Origin of the sequence: Lepagella muris (genome assembly GCF_004793975.1) — a bacterium.
GTDB lineage: Bacteria > Bacteroidota > Bacteroidia > Bacteroidales > Muribaculaceae > Lepagella > Lepagella muris.
In genome coordinates, this window is record NZ_SRYB01000020.1 from 1 (window position 1) to 22023 (window position 22023).

General features: G+C 47.0%; 13 protein-coding genes and 1 pseudogene. 6 read left to right on the forward strand and 8 right to left on the reverse strand.

The genetic code is table 11. The features are described 5' to 3' along the window. Nucleotides 1–313: 313 nt before the first annotated feature. The 3 genes from E5331_RS12970 to E5331_RS12980 are packed head-to-tail and all read left to right on the forward strand — an operon-like array spanning nucleotide 314 to nucleotide 5812. Nucleotides 314–733, forward strand: coding sequence for a transposase (locus tag E5331_RS12970; protein ID WP_123483342.1), 420 nt, complete (start codon nucleotides 314–316; stop codon nucleotides 731–733). Between the two features lies 1 nt (nucleotide 734). Further along, nucleotides 735–4883, forward strand: a complete 4149-nt coding sequence (locus tag E5331_RS12975) for a DEAD/DEAH box helicase (RefSeq protein WP_123483343.1) — start codon at nucleotides 735–737, stop codon at nucleotides 4881–4883. Nucleotides 4884–4888: 5 nt separating this feature from the next. After that, a complete protein-coding gene (locus tag E5331_RS12980; RefSeq protein ID WP_135985327.1) occupies nucleotides 4889–5812 on the forward strand; it encodes a DMT family transporter in 924 nt (307 codons plus the stop codon). A 6-nt stretch (nucleotides 5813–5818) separates the two neighbouring features. On the opposite strand, the pseudogene E5331_RS12985 reads toward E5331_RS12980, so the two are convergent. The 8 genes and pseudogenes from E5331_RS12985 to E5331_RS13020 form a co-directional block, all read right to left on the reverse strand. After that, nucleotides 5819–6765 (reverse strand): annotated as a pseudogene (locus E5331_RS12985) (glycoside hydrolase family 18 protein). Between the two features lie 33 nt (nucleotides 6766–6798). Then, the gene (locus tag E5331_RS12990) at nucleotides 6799–8487 is read right to left on the reverse strand and encodes a hypothetical protein (protein WP_135985328.1); all 1689 of its coding nucleotides are present in this window, start codon (nucleotides 8485–8487) and stop codon (nucleotides 6799–6801) included. Between the two features lie 35 nt (nucleotides 8488–8522). Then, on the reverse strand, nucleotides 8523–9407 hold the full coding sequence (locus tag E5331_RS12995) for a DUF4384 domain-containing protein (protein WP_123483346.1): 885 nt from the start codon (nucleotides 9405–9407) through the stop codon (nucleotides 8523–8525). A gap of 58 nt (nucleotides 9408–9465) precedes the next feature. Beyond that, nucleotides 9466–12060, reverse strand: coding sequence for a caspase family protein (locus tag E5331_RS13000; protein ID WP_123483347.1), 2595 nt, complete (start codon nucleotides 12058–12060; stop codon nucleotides 9466–9468). Between the two features lie 185 nt (nucleotides 12061–12245). Next, nucleotides 12246–14339 (reverse strand): YncE family protein, encoded by a 2094-nt coding sequence (locus tag E5331_RS13005; protein ID WP_123483348.1) that lies wholly within the window; start codon nucleotides 14337–14339, stop codon nucleotides 12246–12248. Between the two features lie 46 nt (nucleotides 14340–14385). Then, on the reverse strand, nucleotides 14386–15027 hold the full coding sequence (locus tag E5331_RS13010) for a hypothetical protein (RefSeq protein WP_123483349.1): 642 nt from the start codon (nucleotides 15025–15027) through the stop codon (nucleotides 14386–14388). Nucleotides 15028–15357: 330 nt separating this feature from the next. Next, the gene (locus tag E5331_RS13015; protein ID WP_476703347.1) at nucleotides 15358–16902 is read right to left on the reverse strand and encodes a GH3 auxin-responsive promoter family protein; all 1545 of its coding nucleotides are present in this window, start codon (nucleotides 16900–16902) and stop codon (nucleotides 15358–15360) included. A 2-nt stretch (nucleotides 16903–16904) separates the two neighbouring features. Beyond that, nucleotides 16905–18287: an MATE family efflux transporter gene (locus E5331_RS13020; protein WP_123483351.1), complete on the reverse strand. Its 1383-nt coding sequence runs from the start codon at nucleotides 18285–18287 to the stop codon at nucleotides 16905–16907. Between the two features lie 493 nt (nucleotides 18288–18780). Here E5331_RS13020 and E5331_RS13025 point away from each other — a divergent pair, with 493 nt between their 5' ends. Genes E5331_RS13025 through E5331_RS13035 form a run of 3 tightly spaced genes read left to right on the forward strand, consistent with a single transcriptional unit; the run spans nucleotide 18781 to nucleotide 21934 of the window. Further along, nucleotides 18781–19626 carry a phospholipase A gene (locus E5331_RS13025; RefSeq protein WP_123483352.1) on the forward strand — a complete coding sequence of 282 codons (846 nt, stop codon included), beginning with the start codon at nucleotides 18781–18783 and terminating at the stop codon, nucleotides 19624–19626. Between the two features lie 57 nt (nucleotides 19627–19683). Then, entirely contained in the window at nucleotides 19684–20877 is a 1194-nt protein-coding gene (locus E5331_RS13030; RefSeq protein ID WP_123483353.1) for a glycosyltransferase, read from the forward strand. A gap of 10 nt (nucleotides 20878–20887) precedes the next feature. Beyond that, on the forward strand, nucleotides 20888–21934 hold the full coding sequence (locus E5331_RS13035; RefSeq protein WP_123483354.1) for a glycosyltransferase family 2 protein: 1047 nt from the start codon (nucleotides 20888–20890) through the stop codon (nucleotides 21932–21934). Nucleotides 21935–22023: the final 89 nt, after the last annotated feature.

Consider the following 22023-nt stretch of genomic DNA (forward strand, 5'->3'; position numbering starts at 1 on the left):
AACCTTAAACTATAAACTTTAAACCACTGAAGTGCAGCTTGCGAAACTTCAGTTAAAATAATATTCAAATTATTGATGAAGTTGTCTAAACTTCGACACAAAATTAGCCTAATTCAATCGATCCACAAAAATAAGTCAATAATTTTTGAAAAGAATAGGGATGATTTCCTTTTTTGGGGAGAGGCGGTTCGGATTTATTCAATGTTTTTGAGTAATTTTGCAGAAAAGTTGTCTAAACTTAATAATATTCCGATTCAGGATTGTTATTATTATGATGCAGGATTGCTATGATATTATATAACCCGAACGACTGATGAAGAAGTATCATTGCCAACAACCATCGCTCGATCTTTGGGATACGCAGGATTCTCTTGAGTGTCTGAAAGATACAGGCAACAGATGGGTAACTCTTGCCCATTCCCTACCTTGGGCGGATATTGAGAAGGAATATAACCGATACCTTTCCAATGATCGTTCCGGTGCAAGCGGCAAGCCTGCAAGAATAATTGTCGGCGCACTAATAATCAAGCATATCGAGAAACTGAGCGACGAACGTACTATTGAGGCTATATCTGAAAATCCATTCATGCAATATTTCCTCGGAATGCCGCGATTCACATATACAAGAGTGTTCAATCCTTCGCTCTTCACTTACGTGCGCCAACGTCTTGACAAGGATTTTTTCAATCGTGTGGCATCCCTGATTCATGAATATGGGAAAAATTTAAAATAATATGGCGAAAATCATTAAGAGCGACAGTTCTTTGCAGAAACTCAAACTGAACGAGTTACCGAAAAACAATATTATCCGTGCACTCGCCTGCCTTGTCTGTCCGATAAGCGATTACGGATTGCGCGAACTTTATCAGTTTCTCGACATTCGAGTCACTGACCGCACTTCCGACATAAAATATCTTATCTCTAACGGGTTTCTCTCATATTACAGAAATTCCTACTCCTACTATTATGCCTCTTTCCATATCCTCAATCCGGAGATGATATTCAAAGCAATCGCAAGTATGAGCATGGAGGAGCTAAAGAAATCGATCGGTATTGCCGACAAAATATCTTCCGACTACTTAATCAAGGATGATGTATCTAAAGAGAAACGGTTTGATTTTGTTTATTCCCTATGGCATTATCTTCACGGTGAGGTGAACTCCAAGGAGAAAATAAACGATTGTTTCCCCTTTTTCAACGCAGGATACAACAATCCCAATTCATATATCGCTTCCATCATGAACAGCATGGTGGAGTCGAAAGAGATGCACGGCTATATCCTTAGTTGCAGCCAAAATATCAATGAAAAATTTCTTGATCTGTATATCAAGAATCTCATACAAATGAGTCATTCTCATAATCCGGATCTTTCCCGTGACTTATTCTTCGAACTTAATGGCAGGATACGCCACAGTGAGGAACCCTACCTTGCTGTATTGTTCGTAATAATCACCGAACTTATGAGATACGGACAGGTGGACCGATTGATAGAACGATACTCCTCCGGCAATGAGAGTGATGATAACGATGATTCCCGAATACACGTGAAATATCTGAAGGCGATAAAGTCGCTTCATGAGAATAATACCGAACCGATTCACGCCGTCACTTCCCGACTAATAGAGATCTCCGGCAGCTATATACTGAATATCCCACAGATTGCATTCTTCCCGATGCTCGCACTCCTTGCCGACAGAAACCCTTCTATTGTAACCTTCTACCAGAAACTTATAAAAGGGTTTGACAAGGAAGATGTGCCGATCATAAGAGCGATACTTGACTGGGTTCTGAAAGGGAATATCGGTGCCACTCGCGCAAAAAGATTATCAGAGACCGTATGCAATCCATCCACAAAGATGCTTTCGGGATATTTCGTGAAACAGTTCAACATGGGGAACGTATCTCCCGATCTCCAAACGATGCTGTACTATTCCCAGAAGTATGTCAATGAATCTGATTTCAACTACCTGAAACTCCTTTATTGTGGAGCCGAGGGAAAGAATGATGACACCTTAAAGAAATTGGAGAATGAGACCAGGATGCCCTGTATGTTCAGCTCCATGGTAAAACGGGCTGAATGGGAGAAGTCGCTCGACATTCTATCTCTCCAGCTTAACTCACTCTCAAGAGGGGGAAAGAAAACTGCATCAACCTCTTCCAACTCACGCGTGGCTTATCTTATCTCCACCCAGACACACCGGATACAGCCGGTGTTGCAGACGTCAAAGAACGGCACCACTTGGAGCAAGGGGCGAAACATTGCCCTCAAGACTTTCTATGCCGGCAGCGTGGAGGGGATGACTGAGCAAGATAAGGGAATAATCCCCTGCATCCGTCTTGAACAGGGATGGGGCGACTATTCCACAATTGACTATTATTCTGCAATATTTCAGCTTGCCGGACATCCTTTTCTATTCACTGATGACAGCAAGCAGTTGAAGATTGAGATTACCCGTCAGGACGTGGAGCTATCGGTCACGACCACTTCCAAAGGCGACTTCAAGCTCTCAACCAATCTGAAGTACCCTTATTTTGTAAGCGATGACGGCATATATATCAATTCGGATAATCCACTGAGCATCATAGTAATCAAATTATCAAAAAATCAGATAACCCTGCTCAACACCCTTCTGAAAATAAAGACTCTCCCGAAAGAGGCGAAACCTAAACTCGCAGAAACACTATCCGCTCTCTCTTCGCAGATGACTGTCATGTCGGATCTCGTGGTGAAGAAAAACGCGGATGTGAAGCGCATGAAGGGATGGCCGGTGATTGTGGCTCAGCTTGTGCCCGATAATGAGATGATAAACGTGACTCTCTACGCAAAACCACTTAAAAACAATCCCCCCTACCTCACTCCCGGTAAGGGTCCGGAGTTTGTCAACGGTAATTTCAATAATAAGGCTGTGCAGGCACGAAGAGATTTCAAGGCGGAGACAGAAAACCTTGAAGCCGTAAAGGGGATGCTGAAGGGTCTTGACAACTCCATGACCGGAGAATATTCGTGGGAACTTGACATTGAGAACACTCTATCGCTGCTTGCCTCAATAGCTGCAAACGGCGACATAGCCTGTGTGGAATGGCCCGAAGGGGCACGAATGACTGTGAGCCGTCCCACACTGAATGCCTCGGCATTCTCTTTTGACGTCAAGAACACAAATAATTGGTTTGAGATAGAGGGCAACGTGAGAATTGATGAGAATACTGTCATCTCCGTAGCCGAGCTCCTGCGTAAGCTGAGAGACAATAATAATTCCCGATTCATACAACTGAAGGGCAACGACTACATCGCCCTATCAAAGCATCTTGCCGACACCCTACGTGCCATAAGCCAGATTGCGGAGATTGACGGTGATAAAGCCGGAATGTCTGCGCTTAACGTAGAGTTTATGGACGATCTTGAGAAATGTGGCGTGGATTTCAAGGCTGATAAGAACTACCGTTCACTACTTAAGCGTATTGAGAAATCCGAGACGGAAAAGGTCAATATCCCTACTGGAATTAATGCTGAGCTGCGCGACTATCAGAAGGATGGCTACAGATGGCTACAACGTCTGCATCTATGGGGTGCGGGTGCTTGCCTGGCGGATGACATGGGTCTCGGAAAGACATTACAGGCTATATGTCTGCTACATGCCAACAGGAATAAGGGGGCATCACTCGTGGTTGCCCCTACAAGTCTGCTTCTGAACTGGCGCGATGAGATCATCCGTTTCGCGCCTGCGTTAAACGTGGAGGTAATCAATAATTATTCCGATTCCGGGAAACGTCGGGAAATCATCAGTAATGCCGGGAAATCTGACGTGGTGGTGATATCCTACGGGCTTATGACCAATGAACAGGAATCCCTTGCCGACCGCTCATGGAATATTGTGGCTCTCGATGAGGCGCACACGATAAAGAACCGTGAGACGAAAATGTCGCAGGCGGCAATGACCCTTAAAGCCGACATGAGACTTGCTCTCACCGGCACACCCCTCCAGAACCGTCTCGCAGAGATATGGAACATATTCCGTTTCCTGAATCCCGGACTTCTCGGATCGTTCCAATCCTTCACCGACAATTTCATAAATCCTATCGAGCATGATTCCGACCGCCGCCGTCAGCGTCTGCTGAAGCGAATACTCTCCCCATTCCTGCTACGTCGTTCCAAGACGGAAGTGCTTCAGGAATTGCCTGAGAAAACGGAGATAACGGTGCGTGTCGAGCTTTCCGAACGCGAGAAAGCCCTGTATGAGAATCTTCGCCGTGAAGCGGAAATCGCCGTCGAGATGGGAGAAAATTCCGCGATACAGGCTCTTGCCGAAATCACCAAGCTACGCCAAGCCGCCTGCAACCCTCGTCTGGTAGACCCCAAACTGGAACTTGAATCCTCCAAGACACACGTATTCATGGAGCTTGTAGCCTCTCTTATGGGGAATAACCATCGTGCACTTGTCTTCAGCCAATTCACATCGCATCTTGCCCTTATCCGCGAGGCTCTTGACAAGGCAGGTATCGAGTATCTTTATCTTGACGGATCAACACCGGCTGCACAACGCGCACGCCTTGTAGCACAATTCCAGAATACAGACGTACCCCTATTCCTGATTTCGCTGAAAGCGGGTGGGCTTGGTCTTAACCTTACAGCTGCCGACTACGTGATTCATCTTGACCCATGGTGGAATCCGGCTATCGAGGATCAGGCATCCGACCGATCGCACCGCATCGGGCAACAGAATCCTGTCACTGTATATCGTCTGATATCCGCCGACACAATTGAGGAGAAGATTCTGCGTCTTCATTCAAAGAAGAAATCTCTCGCCGACGCTCTTCTGGAGGGCACCGACATGTCGGCACGCCTCACCAAGGAGGAGATACTATCTCTACTTGCTGAAAAATAACCATTATGGACACTTCAAAATTAAAAGGACACGGCGCCATGATTGGCGCCGAATTTTTGTGGGGCGTGAGTGCCCCACTCGGTAAAATCATTTTGACCGGAGGAATGACCCCGCTGCTTCTGACAGATTGCCGCATGATCGGTGGTGCGATACTCTTCTGGATATTATCGTTCTTCATGAAGAATGAGCAAGTTGAGCCAAAGGATCTGCTCAACATGTTTTTCGCATCATTATTCGGCATTGTCATCAATCAATGCTGCTTCGTGTGGGGGCTGAGTCTCACCTCTCCGGTAAATGCCTCAATCATCACCACTTCCCTACCAATTCTGACTATGGTCATGGCAGCAATAGTGCTCCATGAGCCTGTAACTAAACTGAAAGTAGGTGGTGTGTTCTTAGGAGCCATCGGTGCACTGATTCTTATAATCGGCAGCTCCACCGGCAACACCGGAGGTGCATCCACCGGTGATGCACTCGTCATCTGCGCCCAACTCAGTTTCACATGCTATCTGGTGTTTTTCAAGAAGCTTATCGGAAAGTATTCGCCCGTGACACTTATGAAATGGATGTTTACATACGCAAGCATCTGCGTGATACCGTTCACATACGGTGAATGGATCGCAATGGACTGGCAGAACGCCGCTCCGGATGTGCTGTGGGGAGCCGTCGCCTTTGTCGTCGGACCTACATTCCTAAGCTACCTTCTTCTGCCGCTCGGACAGAAGAATCTGCGTCCGACAGTCACAGCAATGTATAACTATGTGCAACCTATCGTAGCCACCCTCGTAGCAGTGTGGGCTGGTATCGGACGGTTTACCCTTGCAAACGGCATAGCCATCATACTCGTCTTCACCGGTGTCTTTCTCGTCACCCGCAGCAAGAGCCGCAAGCAACTTGAAGAGGAAGGTGGAGAGGAAGCTATCAAATGACGATCGTCATTTGATATGCTTCTTCAATACCTTTAGAAGGTCGGATTTATCAGTGTCGCCGGAATAATCCCAGAACATTATCCCTCCAAGACCGTTGGCATTTATATAATCACATTTGATCCGTAGACTTTGCGGACTCTCAAAAGTGATAACGTATTCGCCATCTTCATTCACCATGTAGGGCACGCAAGCCTTCTCATCGTAGACCATCTTCAATCCGTCATACTCATCAATGTTGCGGTAATTGATGAAATCGGGATATTCCCCCTTCTTTCCATGACCATAGAAGGGGACTCCAAGCACAATCTTATCTGCGGGCACTCCCGATTCTATATGGGCTCTCACCCCCTCGTCAGCCGTCATGTCGCCGCTCAATTCTGAGCGGAATAATGCGGAATGATGATACGGAGGTCGGTTAAGGTCATACGCCATTATATTGATAAAATCCATATATGGCATTATCGGTTTGAACTCATAGAAACTGACCGTGGCGGGAGATGCCATTGTCAACAGTTTATCCGGTCCGATCGCCTCCCTGAGATCACGCATCAAGAGTATGTAGTTATCCTTATCGCATGAGGAGCTTGAGATTCCCGCCACAGAACTGCCCGGATACTCCCAGTCAATATCTATACCGTCAAGTCCATACTTATCAACCACCTTGCAGCCATCTCACTGAAACGACCGCTACCCCAACCACCGATAGACAGCTGCACCTCCAGCTTACGGTTGCGTTTTTTCAACTCCACAATTCTCTTGAGACGATCCGGATTATCAATACGCACGCCGTCAAAAGTATCGTTGACATGTCCGAAGGCATAATTAATATTGGTAAGCAATTTTGGGTCAGGCATGACATTGCTCCACGACGTCACATACCCTACAATCCTCTTTGCCTCAATACCGAATGCTACCGCCATCACCATCGCCAACATCACTATAATCCTATTCATCTTTTCTTATTCAAATTTTCAAAAACAATAGAATTATTTCGGGAGAGTAAGGTCAATCTTGGGAGCGGTGGTGACGTATTGGGGCATACATTGTCCGGTGCGTGAACCGATATATGTAGGGTCGGAGATATAGTATCTCTTCCCTTCATGGTCGTAGCTCACCCCCTTTATGTCGCCGGGTAAGGCCACCGATGCACTCTCATGTCCGGGGAAACAGAGAAGCTGGTTCTCCACACCTAATGCGTTCCAAAGCAAATAAGTGTAGAATATCGCACGATCCTCACAGTCATTCTTGGGATAGAATAGATTCTCCTCCAGGAAGTAGGGTTTCTCAAACCCATGGAAAGCATCATCCGTGGCGTAGGAGAAGCCCGACTGCACGAATTGAAGAAGCTCATTGGTGGCATCCACCTTATCCATACCGGAAAGCTGTTCCTTCACCTGGGTCACAAGATTCTCACGCAATTTTTTATCAAGCACGCTCTCGGCGAAATCCGCCGTGTCCATCTGAGGATAACGGTAGACCACCGGCATCAGATTCTCGTTTACAACTCCAGAGAGATGAAGCTTGCCATAATCCACGTTAAACTTATGCTCCTTCATCGGGAAATTAAGCCCGTTGATACGCATATCAAATCTCTTACCCTGATTCGCCACCTTGGGTAGGTCGCACGTGGCTATCGGACTCCCCATAGGATTGACTCCGGGCGCGGTCAGTACATAGAATTTCTCTCCACCTAAAGTAAGATACACCTTACCGTAAATCATCTGATCGGCAGGTATCAGCAGCAACGGATCACCAGTCTTGGTCGCGAGCGCGATACGGGCATCATAGCCCATGTGAGTGAGAAGATAGTGCACCGCCGACATCTTTGGCGCGGATGACGCTTCCGGAAACTTGAAATCCATATATGCGCAGAGAAACTCGTATGCCAGATAGTCGTTGAGACCGAGCTCATTCATCTTAGGGCGCAGTGAAGAGAGTGCGACATCCGCCACATCCTGCTCATCAAGGAGTTTCCAATGACGTGCGAAATCAGATACCTTTCCAAGTGAATACATTATCTTGAAATCCACTTCCGGCACCCATATCTCCATTCCATAGAATTTCATCGGTTCCTTACCCACTCTCGATTCCTCCGGAGCCTCGGCAGGCTTAATCTCCGTCTCATCCACTGCCGGGGCATCATCCTCCGGCTCATCGGCTATGACAGGGCGCGGTATGTCGGGCAACGCGGCAAGAAGCGGCGTACCACCGAGATCAGGCTTAACCTTTATGCCGGGGGGAACCACATCCTTCGCCTCGGGAAGGACTATTGGCTTTGGCACGTCAAACAGACTCACCGGCTTATCATCAGCGGGCGACTCTTCCGAGGGAGGCTGAGGCTCCTCTATCTGTGCATCCGGAGGAATCTGCGACGGGGGCAACGTTGCCAACACCGGCTTCGGAAGATTCGTCGGGACTGTCACCGGCTTCGACACCTTAACATCCGGCACTCTCATGGGCTTGGGAGTCTGTGTCTTCTCCAGAGGCATCATAGGTTCGTATTCATGCCAAGTTCCATTCAGGAAATCAGCATAGTGGGCAAGTATCGTCTTACGAAATTCTTGATAGTCATCAAGTATCTTCTGACGGAACTCCTGAAAGCTTTGGGACTCCTGTGCCGACACTGGCACAAACCCTAACAATGCCCCTGCCAGACAAATTTTCTTTATATCCATAGCGCATGATTTTTTGAGCGACCGGAAAAGATCGGTCACTTAGGGTAAATTTTCAGATTCATCTGCCGCACTCCCATCTTCGAATCGTTGCGGCGCGATTTAACAAGCCATTTTGAAAAGTCATCTTCCGACATGGAGGGTAACTCCTCCATACTGTTGCGGGCACGCATCACCGGTTTTGCGAAATATGACGGTGAAAACACCACATATATCTTGTTAAACTCAATCACGCCGGCCGTAGCGATGCGGAACTGGTCTGGAGTGCCGAATGTGCCCTCTGCCTTTGTCGGGTCAAAAAACACATAATCGTAATTTCTCTTTACCTTTGCCTCGCCTTTCGTATCGCTCAGATACGGGAGCATCTGATAGACATTACCATCCTCCAGCGACAGAAATACCGACACATATCCATCGACTGGAGCCGTGAAATAGAGATATAGGTCATCACCGTCATAAAAATCTGTTGAGGCATTGCCGGGCTTGGTGCCATTACGAAGCACCCGGGCGTCAAATTCAGTGGATTCATTTGAAATCTCACGTGCCTTACCCTTCACCTTGCAGCGCACCACTAAATTATCATCCTTGTCAAGAGTGATTTCAAATTCAGGTTCTCCATCGTCAGCAATCCACTCCCCTTTCACCTCGGTCGAGGAGAGCGACAGAAATTTATTCGCCTCTCCCTTCGAGTCTATCCTGTCTGCCTGAAGCACATCTTGCGTCACTATGGTGCCATACTCCTTTGCCAATGCGTCGAGACGCGCCCCTTCAAGCGCAAGTCGCTTGCACTCAGCCGGAGAGGTGGCTTTATCGCCATAGTAAGTATATTCCCCCTTCACAGTCTTAACCGGGGATGCAGCGACAGCCGTTGTCGCCATAAATATGGCAACGACGGCTGTCACTATAATCTTTAGTCCTTTCATAATGTTTATCTTTTCAGCCGATAAGAATTTCAGCTGATTGTATCTACTTCATATCGTATCAGGGATGCAGTCTCTTTTTCGACAACTCAGTAGCCAACGTGCCGGAAACGGTCATCTTCGGATTCTGGGGCTTATTGAGCGTGAGACTTGAAGTCTTGCGCACCTCGGCAGTGACGTAATCACTTAGATCCTTCAACGATGCGTTGCCCTTACTCTCCTGAAGTTTCTTTAGAAGGTAATAAGTGAAGAGACCGTGGTTCTTCTCCTTGTAGGGAAGAGCCGTCTCCTTGCCGTCGGCTGCACTCAGCACAAACATATTACCCTCCGGAGCCGCATGCTTCGGCACAAGCACCACGCCACGCGCCTCTGTAAGCATACCCTCACCACGGTTGGCACCGCTGAAACATGCATCCATGAACACCATGACGTTTGCCGCACCAAGTTCATTGAGTTTCTTATAGAAATCCTTCAGAGAATAAGCTGTTGCCATCACGAGCGGATCTGCATCCACAGGCATCATATAAGCATCACTTGTATGCTCATCGGGCACACCGTGACCGGCATAATACACAATCACGTCGACACCATCACCAAGTGCCTTCACTGCATTGGAAAGCTTATTCATCGCCGACAGGGTTTCTCCGTAAGTGGCATCCTTATATACAAGCACCTGATTCTCCGGAATGCCCAAAGTCTCACGACAATACTGAGCAAACACATCACCATCATGGTTGGCAGACGCCACGTTAACCACCTTGCCATAGTTCTCATTAGCTATGATAAGGGCTATCGCACGGTCATTAACCACGTCAGTGCGGGGTATATTCTTGTCGACATCACTCTTGACAGTAGCGACGAGAGTCGTGCCCTGCCCCTTCGGCTCATCCTTCTTCGCAGCCGGTCCTGACGGCGAACCAAAGAGATCTGTCACGTCAAGTTCCACAACCCGGTCTCCCCTATAGTTGCCGGCATCCATTGCGTTGTAGGCATACTCCTTACCGTCGGGAGTGACAAACATTATCGATTCAATCGCAATATTATTGTTCTTGATGAAGAATTTCGGGTTTCTTATCTTCACCTCATCCCAATTGCTCTTGAATATCTCCGCCTCATGATTTTTGAGAGGCACGTTGACCACGACTGTACCGAAGTCCGACTTCACGGCATACGTCTCATTGTCGACGTCATACTGCATGAGTTTCAATTCCGATATTGCAAGCTGGTTGGCGTAGGTGGTAAGATATTTGTCGGCAATCACATCGCTAAGACGCTCCTGCTCCTTACGGATATTCTCCTTAGAGACACGACGCTCATAATCCTCAGTCTTCTCAAACTCACCCTGCTTCATCCAATCCTTAAGCTGGTCCTTGACGTAAGCCCTTGCATATTCCTGATATGACGGAATCGAACGGGGTGCGGCAGTGCCTGACTGCTTTGACCCGTTGCCCATCATCACCGGCATTGTGTTCATCGCAGTAGTGGGCTGACCGAGTGCGGTCAGACGCACATTGATGCTCTCCACCTTCGATTTGTTGCCCAGACAGGCGTATGATGTAGCCATCGCCTTAAGATACTTCACGTCATTGGGGTCATTGGCGGATAGCTCTTCATATTTCTCCGCCGCACTTCCGAAATAGGCATTGCTCTGACGGCGATATTTCGCAGCCTCCTTCTCATCAAGTTCGGAAATCGACTGGTTATAGTATCCGGTGCCGAGATTATAATAGCATCTCGCCACACATTCATTGACGTTCTTGCTGTTGGGATGAAGCTCCTCAAGCTTCATGTAGATATCAAGTGCACCGCGATAATTGTGCTGATCCTCATATACGGAAGCCTGAAGATTAAGCAGACGCTCATCATCCGGCTTCACCTCAAGCGCACGCTCAAGCAGCGGGGCGAGCATGTCGCGGCGATTGCCATCAATACAAAGCTGCATAGCGATTGTAAGCAACTTGAAGTTTGACGGATATTCCTCCGAAGCCTTCACCACTGCGTCCACACCACGGGAATACAGTTTCTTATTCAGCAAAGCCTGTCCGTAGAAAAGGCTTACCGCCTCCCTCTGTTTCGTCTCTCCGGTGGAGAGATATTCCTCGAAATATTTTATGGCACCGTCAACATCACCGGCATTATAACTGCCCGATGCAGCACAATACACCATGGCGGGATAAAGCTCCTTGTCGCGGTTGAACTCCACGCCCATCATCTGCGGAAGCAACTGGGTGTCGACATACGCCTTGGCAAATTTCGTCATCTCCTCCTGATTGCTGTTCATGGAATAATGCACCGCACCACGTGCCAACGTGCCGTTCAGATCCATGAGAATACCTTTGCACTGGTCAAGGGTGGCATCAGAGATTGTGTCGATATTTATCACCGTGAATGCCTCGTTGAAAGCCGCCAAGACGGCAGGGTAATAAGTGGCATCATCCGCTCCCTCGAACTGAAGATCTTTCACATGCTTGTAAAGCTCGGCAGCCGATTCCGCAGTCGGACCGGCAGGCTGTTCAATCGTCTCCGGATTCTGCGGCTCGTCAGACAAGACTGTAAACGAACCCATGCCGGCAAGCATGGCAATTGACAAGGCTGAATATATATAGCGTCTTCCGCCTCTCTTAAACAATTTTACTGTAGGTCTATTTTCAATCATAAGAATGTGGTCAGATCTCGACCATAGTTGTAATGTCAGTAGTTTTTATTCGGTTAGCATTCTCCCCCGTCATAACAGGGGGAGAATGCAAGAGAAGTCATCCATATTCCCGGCTTACTGAAAAGATGGATGACTTGCCGGAGCCTATAAAAACCGAACTTATGCCCCGGCTTGATTTCTTGGTTTCAGAATACGTCGACAAAGATGAAGTTAGCCGTGATACGACGGAACTCGCTACCTTTACCCTCTGTCACGTCTACGCGGATTGTGTAATCGGCATCCATCTTGTCAAGATTGCCGACATTGGTCTTGAGATAATCCTTCACGCCCTCAGCCCTCAGGAACGCAAGCTGACGATTCTCCTTAACGCCGTCTGCCTGAGTAACAGTGATGGCTGTAAGGTCGCCGTTCTCATAGATAGGCTCATCGACGAAATCGCCATACACACCGTTGTAGGGTATGGTCCGGATAATCGGGGTGGCATCGGCTGTGCCGGATATCACCACCTTCAACTTTTTGCCGTCCTTGACATACTGAGCGAAATCCCCTTCAAATGCCTCCTTCACGATCTTGAGCATTGAACTGGCTGCTCCCGATTCATCCACAAGATATTTACCCGGAGGGAAATCTTCGGCTGCGGAGAACTCCGGATCCACCTGATACGTGAAATTGACCTGATAGTTGAGTATTTTCTCTCCATTAGCATCATAATCAGGCACCACCTTGGAATCTACAGTGATATTCGTATGATTGGAAATCAGGCTCCGGTTGCGGGCCTCCTCCACCACCTTCTCACGGAGTTCCTGAAGCTTAAGCACCTCCATCTGCTGCTGCTGAAGGATTTCAAGCGAAACCACGTTGGCATCGCCACCCATGAAATCCATTGCGACACGATCATGGTTATTGTATTCATACGTCTTGCCGTCTACCTTATTGAAGACCTTGGCATAGACGATCTCGAAAGTATCATCGGGAAGCACACCATACTGCACGTCGGTCAGCACAAGGTCGCCCGCACTATGGAAAGAGGTGACGTCCGACTCCGGCACAGGGAGATAAATCGTAGGCATCGTCGAGAAATCTATGGCAAGCACCTGATTGGTGCGGTCATAATTTCCGAGCGACATAGTAGCATCCGCAAGAAGGTCGCCGGCAAGCTGAGTTGAAATCTCATCCTCAAAGAGGCGACGTTGGCGTGAGCGTGTCTCGTCGTTCACACGAAGACGATAATCTTCCATGCTCTCGCCCGGCATCATCTTTTCCCATTCAGCCATCATCTGGTCAACCTCATCCGAGATAAGTTTGGCAAAATGCGGTTCCAGATTCTGCATTCGTTTCGCATGAAGCATCAGGTCGCCGGTATATGCTAACACCGAGTTGCCATCGGCATCCTTGATGAAGCAGATATCGTTGACCCCTCCATTCTCCACAGGCAGTGTGTTGCGGTCTGTAGGACGCACAAGGTTGATCACCTCGAGAGTCTCCGGAGAGGTGGCGACGACAATATACTTGCCATCGGCATTAAACGCACAGGCTATGCCCGACCCGAGATCTTCGATTGTATTCTTTATGTTGAACGTGCGGGTATCATACACGCTAAGTATGCCATCATCCGTCAGCACGGCAAACTCCCCACTTCCGTTGGAGAACGTCATGTCGGTCACTTTGACGCCAAATGTCCAGTCGCGGCGTACGGTCTTCTTCTCAAAATTATAGACCACCACACGATCGCCTCCGGAGAGTGTGAGATAATAAGAGTTGTCGCTGATGCACATCGCATCGGGCACAAAGTCAAGTTCCATCTGGTCAATGAGTTTCATCTTGCGCGGCTCGAAGATGAAAAGCCCCTTATCAGTTGCCACCAGCACCTTGCGGGCATCTGGAGTATACACTATTGCCGAGGGCTGTCCGTATTTCTTAACGTCAAAATCCCCGGTCTTGTCATTCTGCTTATAAGTGGAATAAAATCCTGCTGATTTCTTCCCTTTCTTATCCGCCTCTATTATACCGAAATTCACTCCGGAAGGGTTGACGCATAATGTCACCAGATTCTTCTTCGTGTCGTAAAGTCTATGTCCCCTCATTGTCATGACATGCTGAGGCGACCTGGAGTAGACCACAGTATTATAAGGGGAAAGCTGCACCGGCGTATCCTTGAGTTTAAATACGTAGTCAATCTTTTTCTGCGGCTCGGCGCCACTGCTTTCCTGTGCAGACACCTTATGTGCGCAGAATAAAGAGGGCAATACAAGGAGTGCGGCTATCGTCTTGATATCCATTAGTCAGATTTATAAAAATAACAGAATTGGCATTACAGTCGTCGGATTACTCCTCAACCTTATCGTCGACAAACGACTTAACCGTGTCGGCATATTTCTGCCCCAGTTTGCTCTCTTCGATTGCATTCTCTATCGCTGCCTTTCTCACGTTGCGGGCCTTGGACTCATCCACGATGAAGAATGCCTGCACCTCGTAAGTGCCATCAGGATTCTGCTTGATGACGCTGTAGCTCGGGGTCAGAACGTTCTTCACCTTCTGCTCCACAAGACGCTCATAGGCAGCGTAAAACTTCTCAAATTCGGTATCATCACCTGTGCCGTTAGCATATATATCGCTGACAACCCTACCCTTGACAGTGCTTCCTGCCTTCTGGGCATATTTTACCGTAGCGTTATTGAGTGCCATCTGTTCTGCCACGTTTTTTGATTTCGTGTTGGAGGCATATCCTTCAAACACTGTGCCATTGTCACCAAGCTCTGTGAGTTTGCTATAATGCTTCAGCAACGCAACTTCCATCGTACGGCTGCCGAGTATCTCATAACCACCCTTCTTATAGTCTTTCATCTTCTGCTTCATCTCTTTCTTCTGAGCCTTAGCAAGAGCTTTGTCTATTGATTTCTGAACGTCATCGGCGTATGCCGGCAAAAACAGAACGAACGCCAGGAGTAAGGTAAATAATTTCTTCATTTTCCGTTAGGTTAAATTGGTTAAACTTCCTTTTTTCGTAATACTTCTTTTTGTGATAATTCCTTATAAGTGTCAATCTGCAGTATGCAAGATATGGGCATTATGACAAAATCTGTATCTCTATATTATAAATTCTGGTCAAATTTACAATTACTTATATATTTTTCAATAGAAATAATGTTAATTTTTGTTAACATTGCCAATTTTCCCTCTTTCACAACTATTTTCCCTCCAAAAAACAAATAAAACCCCCTACACATCACCCATTTTATCCTTTATTATTACCCTCCACATGTTGCCCGTCACATGCCACATATTACTTGTCACTTGTCACTTGTTACCTTGCGCGAAGCGCACCATCTCCAGCAAACGCACTATCATGTCGCGGTTATTATTCAGGCGCGCCACTTTTCTTTGTCCTCCAAGCTTATGCGAACCCGCCTCCTTCAACCAACGGTCAAACAATCCCGACGGCGCACTTATCACTTCCGGCGCATCCAGAAATATGGTGTGGCTACGTTTTGCATCATAATCTGAGTTCAATTTACGCAGCTCCTCATCAAGAGTGCGGGAAAAGAGTGACATGTCAGCCGGAACCCTCTCCCACTCTATAAGCCACTGATGACGTCCGCGTCTCCCCTCTGTGGCAAACAATGGTGCCGCAGTGTAATTCATTATCGAGGCTCCACAGATAGCACACGCCGATGCTATGGCTCGCTCCGCATTATCCTCCATCAACTCCTCTCCGAAAGCATTGATGAAACCATGCGTGCGTCCGGCTATCCTTATCTTAACCGGGGATGTTGACACCACTCGCACCGTATCCCCAAGACGGTAACGCCATAATCCGTTGGATGATGTTATGACAAGTTCATACACCTTACCTGCCTCCACCCCCCATATAGGACGTGGCGTAGTGTCCGGCTCATCTATCGGTATAAATTCATAAAACACATCACTGTCAATCAGAAGCAGCATCGACTTATCGGAAAAATCATTCTGCACCGCAAAAAATCCCTCCGATGCATTATACGTCTCCTGGAAATGCATCTTCACAGGGTCGGTTATCCGCATATATTCCTCCCTATAAGGTTCAAAGGATATGCCGCCATGGAAAAACACCTCAAGATTGGGCCACACCTCAGAAATTGAGTCTACTCCCCTATCCTCCATAATCCGACGTATAACCGTCATAAACCACGATGGGACTCCGGATATATTGGTGACATCTGCCACGGATGCCTTTGCCACAAGTGCCGGAAGTTTCTCCTCCCAGTCTGCCAGCAATGCTGTCTTTTTATCCGGCACTCTCACCAAGTTTGCCAGCGGATTGATCTTATTAATCAGAGTGGCACTGAGATCACCTATACGCACCTTACTGTCGTTGATGCCAAGTGTGTTGGCAAATGACCCTCCCAAGATAAATCCCTTTCCGGCAAATATCTTACTTTCTGGCACGAGCCTCAGATAATGCGCAACGACATCGGCTCCTCCACGATAATGATTTCCTTTCAATGAGTCGGATGTGACTGGGATAAATTTTGATCTGCCTCCCGACGTGCCCGACGACTGCGCGTAATCGTGGCACACACCGCGCCACAACACGTCCTTATCGCCTTTTATCATACGCATTACGTATGGACGGATTGTCTCATACTCAACCAAGGGGACGCGTGCGACGAAACGCTCATACAACGAGTCAGATGCCCTTTTCAAGTCTGTGACCACATATTTACGGAGATACTCACACCCTCCCCCTCGCGACAAAAGGCCACGCAATACCTCTATCTGCATACGCGACGATTCAGTCGCCCAGGAGTCAGTGCGTTCGGCAAGTTTTATAAAACTGCCTCTTACAAGTGGCGTGAAATCTATTCTCATACAGATGGATTCAGTTTCTCTTTTTTTATCTTCTTCAATTGGACAGCAAGCATGATGCACGTCACCGTAGTGGCAACCATGTCACACACCGGATAACACCCCCACACTCCGTCAAGTCCGAAATGCGGAGGAAGTATCAGCAGCATCGGTATCATGAATATTATCTGACGCGTCAACGATAGGAAAACTGCCTTACCAGCCATTCCAAGCGACTGGAAGAAATTGGTGCCGACTATCTGGAATCCTACCATCCAGAAGCCTATCGTAGTTATCCTCAGGCAATTCACCGCACACTCTATCTGTTCGCTATCTTGCATGAACATTGATGCTATTGCCTGCGGATTGAATGCTCCAAGCAGACTTCCTATCGTCGTTATGCATAGGCCGGAGCCTGCCGCAAGCCATAATGTGCGGAACAGACGGTCTATGCGTCCCGATCCATAGTTATAGCCTAAAATCGGCTGCATGCCCTGGCATATACCGATGACTATCATGACAAATATCGTGACAAACCTGTTGAACACCACGACCGAAGCAATCGCATTGTCGCCACCATATTGCAACAATGAATTGTTGACTATGGCATTTATGGCAGACCCGGCAACGTTAATCATAAATGGAGCCATACCGATATATAGGATTGACTTTATCACATGCCAATTAAGGGCAAACGTGCCCCGCTTGAAATGCAGCACACTCTTTTTCTGAAAGAAATGCGACATAACAAAGAAGGAGGTCACGATCATTGATATATCGGTGGCTATCGCAGCTCCTTTAATTCCCCAATGAAATCCAAAAAGAAATAACGGAGCGAGTATCGCATTTAATCCAGCACCTATCAGATTGGTATACATTGCCTTCTCCGGATAGCCAGTGGCTCGCATGACGTTATTATAGGAGAATGTCAGATTCATAAGAACCATTCCTGGCAAAACCCACATTAGAAATTCCCTTGCGTATGGCAACGAATTTTCCGACGCACCGAACATTTTCAGGATTGGAGTCAGAAATAACGCAAACAATGTCATGTAGGTTATGCCAATGATTACAGTTAGCTGCACCGAGTTCCCGAGTATCACCTCAGCCATCCTCTTGTTATCCTGACCCATGACGATACTGATACGAGTGGAGGCTCCCGCCCCTATCAGCATACCGAGTGCCGTGGCAAGGTTCATGACCGGGAATGTGACTGCAATACCGCTCACCACGTTGGGATCATCTATGGCATGACCGATCACTATGGAATCAATAATATTGTATACCGCCATGACTACAGTGCCTACTACAGCCGGAAGACTGTATTTCAACAGAAGACGCCACACCTTGGCATTTCCTAATTCTTGTAGACGGTCGGAATTGGATGTTGTGACTGCTGACATGTTTTATTTCCTATTTTTAGTGTGTCACCGAAAGATTTATAGTTGGAATGGGATACGACTCATTTCGTGGAAAGATTTATCTCACGGTAGATATGGAATGCAAAGTTACTAATTTTAATCCGTCTGCCAAATAGGAAAACTCATCATCACAAATCCTCGCTTTCATTTCACACACGTGGATATATATAGTACGTTTATACACCGACACAAGTTTTCGCCACATATATTTTCTTCTCATAATGGAACCACATGAACTTAGACCCCATATCAAAAGAACACGACACTTTTAACCTTCCGGAATAAGTTTAGACGATTTCAATAACATTTTCTTATCAATCATTCCTACTTATTGACCATTCATGTGTTATTAGGTTAGAAGAAGTTTTATTAATTTTGCACTCTGAATAATTCCCACCTCTGTTATACCGGGGTATTCCGGGATGCGTCATTCGTAATCTCCTCTTTTTTTATTAACATATCCATCTATTCCACTATGAATCGCGGACTTCTTGCTTTTTTTATAGCGATAATCACATCCCTGCTGCCGGATGACATGCTGGCACAGCTCATTCCTGTAGACGAACAAAAGGAATTCACGGATTCTCTGAAACATGACCTTCAGTTCGGACCATACTTCGGTCTTTATAAGGATAATTATTTCACTGTCGGCACAACCCCGTTCCGGAAACCGACATCAACGAATTCAGACGTGAAGTTTCAGATCTCACTCTCGATTCGTCTTACAAATGCAGTACTCCCTTGGAACTCTTTCCTCTTCTTATTCTATACGCAGAAGACTTTCTGGAATGTATTCCAGAACTCCATGCCCATGCACGATCTCAATTTCAACCCGGGTATCGGATGGAGCAAGCCATTCTTCAATAAGGGGAGATACGCGGGCAAACTTACCATGCTCGTTGAGCATGAGAGCAACGGACGTGATGGTCTGGACTCCAGAAGCTGGAACAGGGTGTCGTTCTATGGATCTACCATAATTGACGACTGGCTGATGGTACACGCCAAATTCTGGATTCCAATAATTGATGGCGAAAATAATCGCGACATCCTTAAATATTGCGGAATATATCAGAGCGGTGTCGTCGTGACAACACCCAACAAGAAATTCAGTTTTGGACTGACAATGGTGAAGAGAAGCGGATGGAACTTGAATTTCAACACCATACTCGAAGCCAGCTGGAAAGTGCATGAAAAATCCAACCTGAATCTTTTCGCACAATATTATAATGGCTATGGGGAAAGTCTGCTTGATTACAACCAATTCCATTCAAGACTCCGTGTCGGTATCGTGTTTAAGCCTCATTTCTTTTCCGAATTTTAAAAATATAGTATAGTCTCTTGCGTTTTAATATGGCAGGATACTTATAATCTAATTATTATGTTTGATTCCGAAATAAACATCGCTTCCTGGATATGCTTGATTGCTCTATGCGTAAGCTCCGTAATCGCCATTCTCGCAAGATTCATTCCTATCATCAGGACCGCACGCACTGCCAATGCCCAGAAAGGGGAGGCAGAACTTGTGGAATTTCATGAGGGTGAGGAGGTGCCTAAGGCTTCAGTAATTGTATATTGCTTCATCAACGAAGACTCCCTGATGGAATACCTTGATGTCCTCATGAATCAAGACTATCCCAACTATGAGGTAATTCTTATCAACGAAGGGAGCTACGACGTTTCCTTCTCTCTCGCCGAACGGCTGCAACAGAAATATCCCGAACGGCTGTACGTCACTTTCATTCCGCCGGAATCTCACAATGTCAGCAGGCGTAAGCTCGCTCTGACCATAGGTCTTAAAGCGGCAAAAGGGGAGATAGTGGTCACGACTGCATCAAATTGCATAATCACATCCCCTCATTGGCTCAGCCTGATGATGCAGCCGTTCATCGGCTCCGACCGCACGGATGTTGTGCTCGGATATGCCCATATAAATTTCGCCAACCTGCGTGGACCTTCCAAATGGTATAAGGAATTTGATGCGACGCTCACAGCATGTCAGTGGCTCGGTGCGGCTATAAATCATTACCCCTATCGCGGCGACGGCTTCAATCTTGCCTACCGCCGTCATCTCTTCTTCGAGCAGAAGGGCTATTCCAAGACGCTACACCTCATGAATGGCGACGATGACCTCTTCATCCATGATATAGCCACGCGCACCAATACCGACGTGATGATTGCTCCCGACGCTATCCTCACATACGACTATGGAGAGGCTGCCAACAGAATCATGTCTGACCTAAAGGAAAGATACCAGTTCACAGCACAGATGCTACCCCGACTCCCTTTCCTGAGAGCCGGATTGGGATCTGCCATGCAGATTACCGCCACTGTTTGCGGCATAGCAGCCGCAGTCCTGGCTCTTCCAAATATCCTCCCTCTTATTGTGGCGTGCTCGTTGCTTGCAATACTCAACACGTGTGAGATCCTTCTATACCGTAAAGCGGCAAGGGCACTCGGTTCAGTATGCCTATGGTGGGCATTGCCCCTCTTCCTGCTCTGGCATCCTATTGGAAATCTCATCTTCAAATACCGCTACCGCAACCAACGGAAGAAGAATTTCACGTTCACTTAAACAGACGGATATGACGCACTCCGAAAAACTTCCGGATAAGATTACTTCTCTATTCTCCGTTATCGTTATATGCTATAATCAGGAACTGACCATCGCGAAAGCTCTTGACTCTGTATTAAGACAAAAATGTGACCATCTCTTTGAAATAATTATCGGTGATGATTCCTCATCCGATTCCACACGTAAAATATGCGAACAATATGCCGAACAATATCCGGATATAATCACGCTTTTACCCGAAGAGTGCAATCTTGGATTAGTAAGGAATTATTTCAGATGTCTAAAAGCATGCAGAGGGGAGTATATAACCGATTGTGCAGGTGATGATGAATGGATAGGGGATTCAAGACTCTCCGATGCGGCAAGACTTTTTGCTGAGTATCCGGAAGCCAACGTGGTATATTCGGACTTCATAATTAATGATATAGAAAAAAACATCCGATATAATGCTTATTCTCGCCTACCATATCTGAGATGGAATAGGTCGGAGATAAAAGGTGAAGAATTGCTTCCCGATGTACTCAATCACGTAAACGCACTCCCCTATGTGCTTTCGGCTGCAGTCTACCGTAAAGAGTGCGTGGAAAAAATCCTTAATGAATCCCCCGACATGATATGCAATCCCTCATTCGGATGTGAGGATGTGCCGATCATGGCGGCACTTGCCTCTTGTGGGTCTGCCGTATTCAATCCGGAAGTAAGATTTCTATATAACATTGTTGACGGTTCCATATCCAACTCATCAAATCCTATAAAGTCTGCACGGTTCTATCTAAAATCGCTTCGCACATCACGCATCCTCTCAGCATACTATCATCTTCCCCAATCGCGACTAAAAGAGATGTTTGAGGCAAAGACACTCTACCTCTCCGCCACAGCCTTTGATACCAACGACAACGGCTTTCTCCAAGAGTTAAAAAAAGAGCTAAGAGAATGGTCGCTCACCCCGACAAAAAAAACACGACTCTACCTCACTCTGACCCAATATCCCATACTCAACAAAATAGCCTACTCCATCAAAGCTCTCACTAAACGCCTACCCCCCATCCATCAATAGAGTAAGACCCCATATCATAAAAATAACGGTCGCTGGAATCGTTTGCTTAGTGCAACCTCCACAGCGACCGTATTTTTATACGATGGAAT

Coding starts and splice junctions, on each gene's coding strand:
- E5331_RS12970 (WP_123483342.1), top strand. CDS start 314: ATGAAGAAGTATCATTGCCAACAACCATCGCTCGATCTTTGGGATACG.
- E5331_RS12975 (WP_123483343.1), top strand. CDS start 735: ATGGCGAAAATCATTAAGAGCGACAGTTCTTTGCAGAAACTCAAACTG.
- E5331_RS12980 (WP_135985327.1), top strand. CDS start 4,889: ATGGACACTTCAAAATTAAAAGGACACGGCGCCATGATTGGCGCCGAA.
- E5331_RS12990 (WP_135985328.1), bottom strand. CDS start 8,487: ATGGATATAAAGAAAATTTGTCTGGCAGGGGCATTGTTAGGGTTTGTG.
- E5331_RS12995 (WP_123483346.1), bottom strand. CDS start 9,407: ATGAAAGGACTAAAGATTATAGTGACAGCCGTCGTTGCCATATTTATG.
- E5331_RS13000 (WP_123483347.1), bottom strand. CDS start 12,060: ATGATTGAAAATAGACCTACAGTAAAATTGTTTAAGAGAGGCGGAAGA.
- E5331_RS13005 (WP_123483348.1), bottom strand. CDS start 14,339: ATGGATATCAAGACGATAGCCGCACTCCTTGTATTGCCCTCTTTATTC.
- E5331_RS13010 (WP_123483349.1), bottom strand. CDS start 15,027: ATGAAGAAATTATTTACCTTACTCCTGGCGTTCGTTCTGTTTTTGCCG.
- E5331_RS13020 (WP_123483351.1), bottom strand. CDS start 18,287: ATGTCAGCAGTCACAACATCCAATTCCGACCGTCTACAAGAATTAGGA.
- E5331_RS13025 (WP_123483352.1), top strand. CDS start 18,781: ATGAATCGCGGACTTCTTGCTTTTTTTATAGCGATAATCACATCCCTG.
- E5331_RS13030 (WP_123483353.1), top strand. CDS start 19,684: ATGTTTGATTCCGAAATAAACATCGCTTCCTGGATATGCTTGATTGCT.
- E5331_RS13035 (WP_123483354.1), top strand. CDS start 20,888: ATGACGCACTCCGAAAAACTTCCGGATAAGATTACTTCTCTATTCTCC.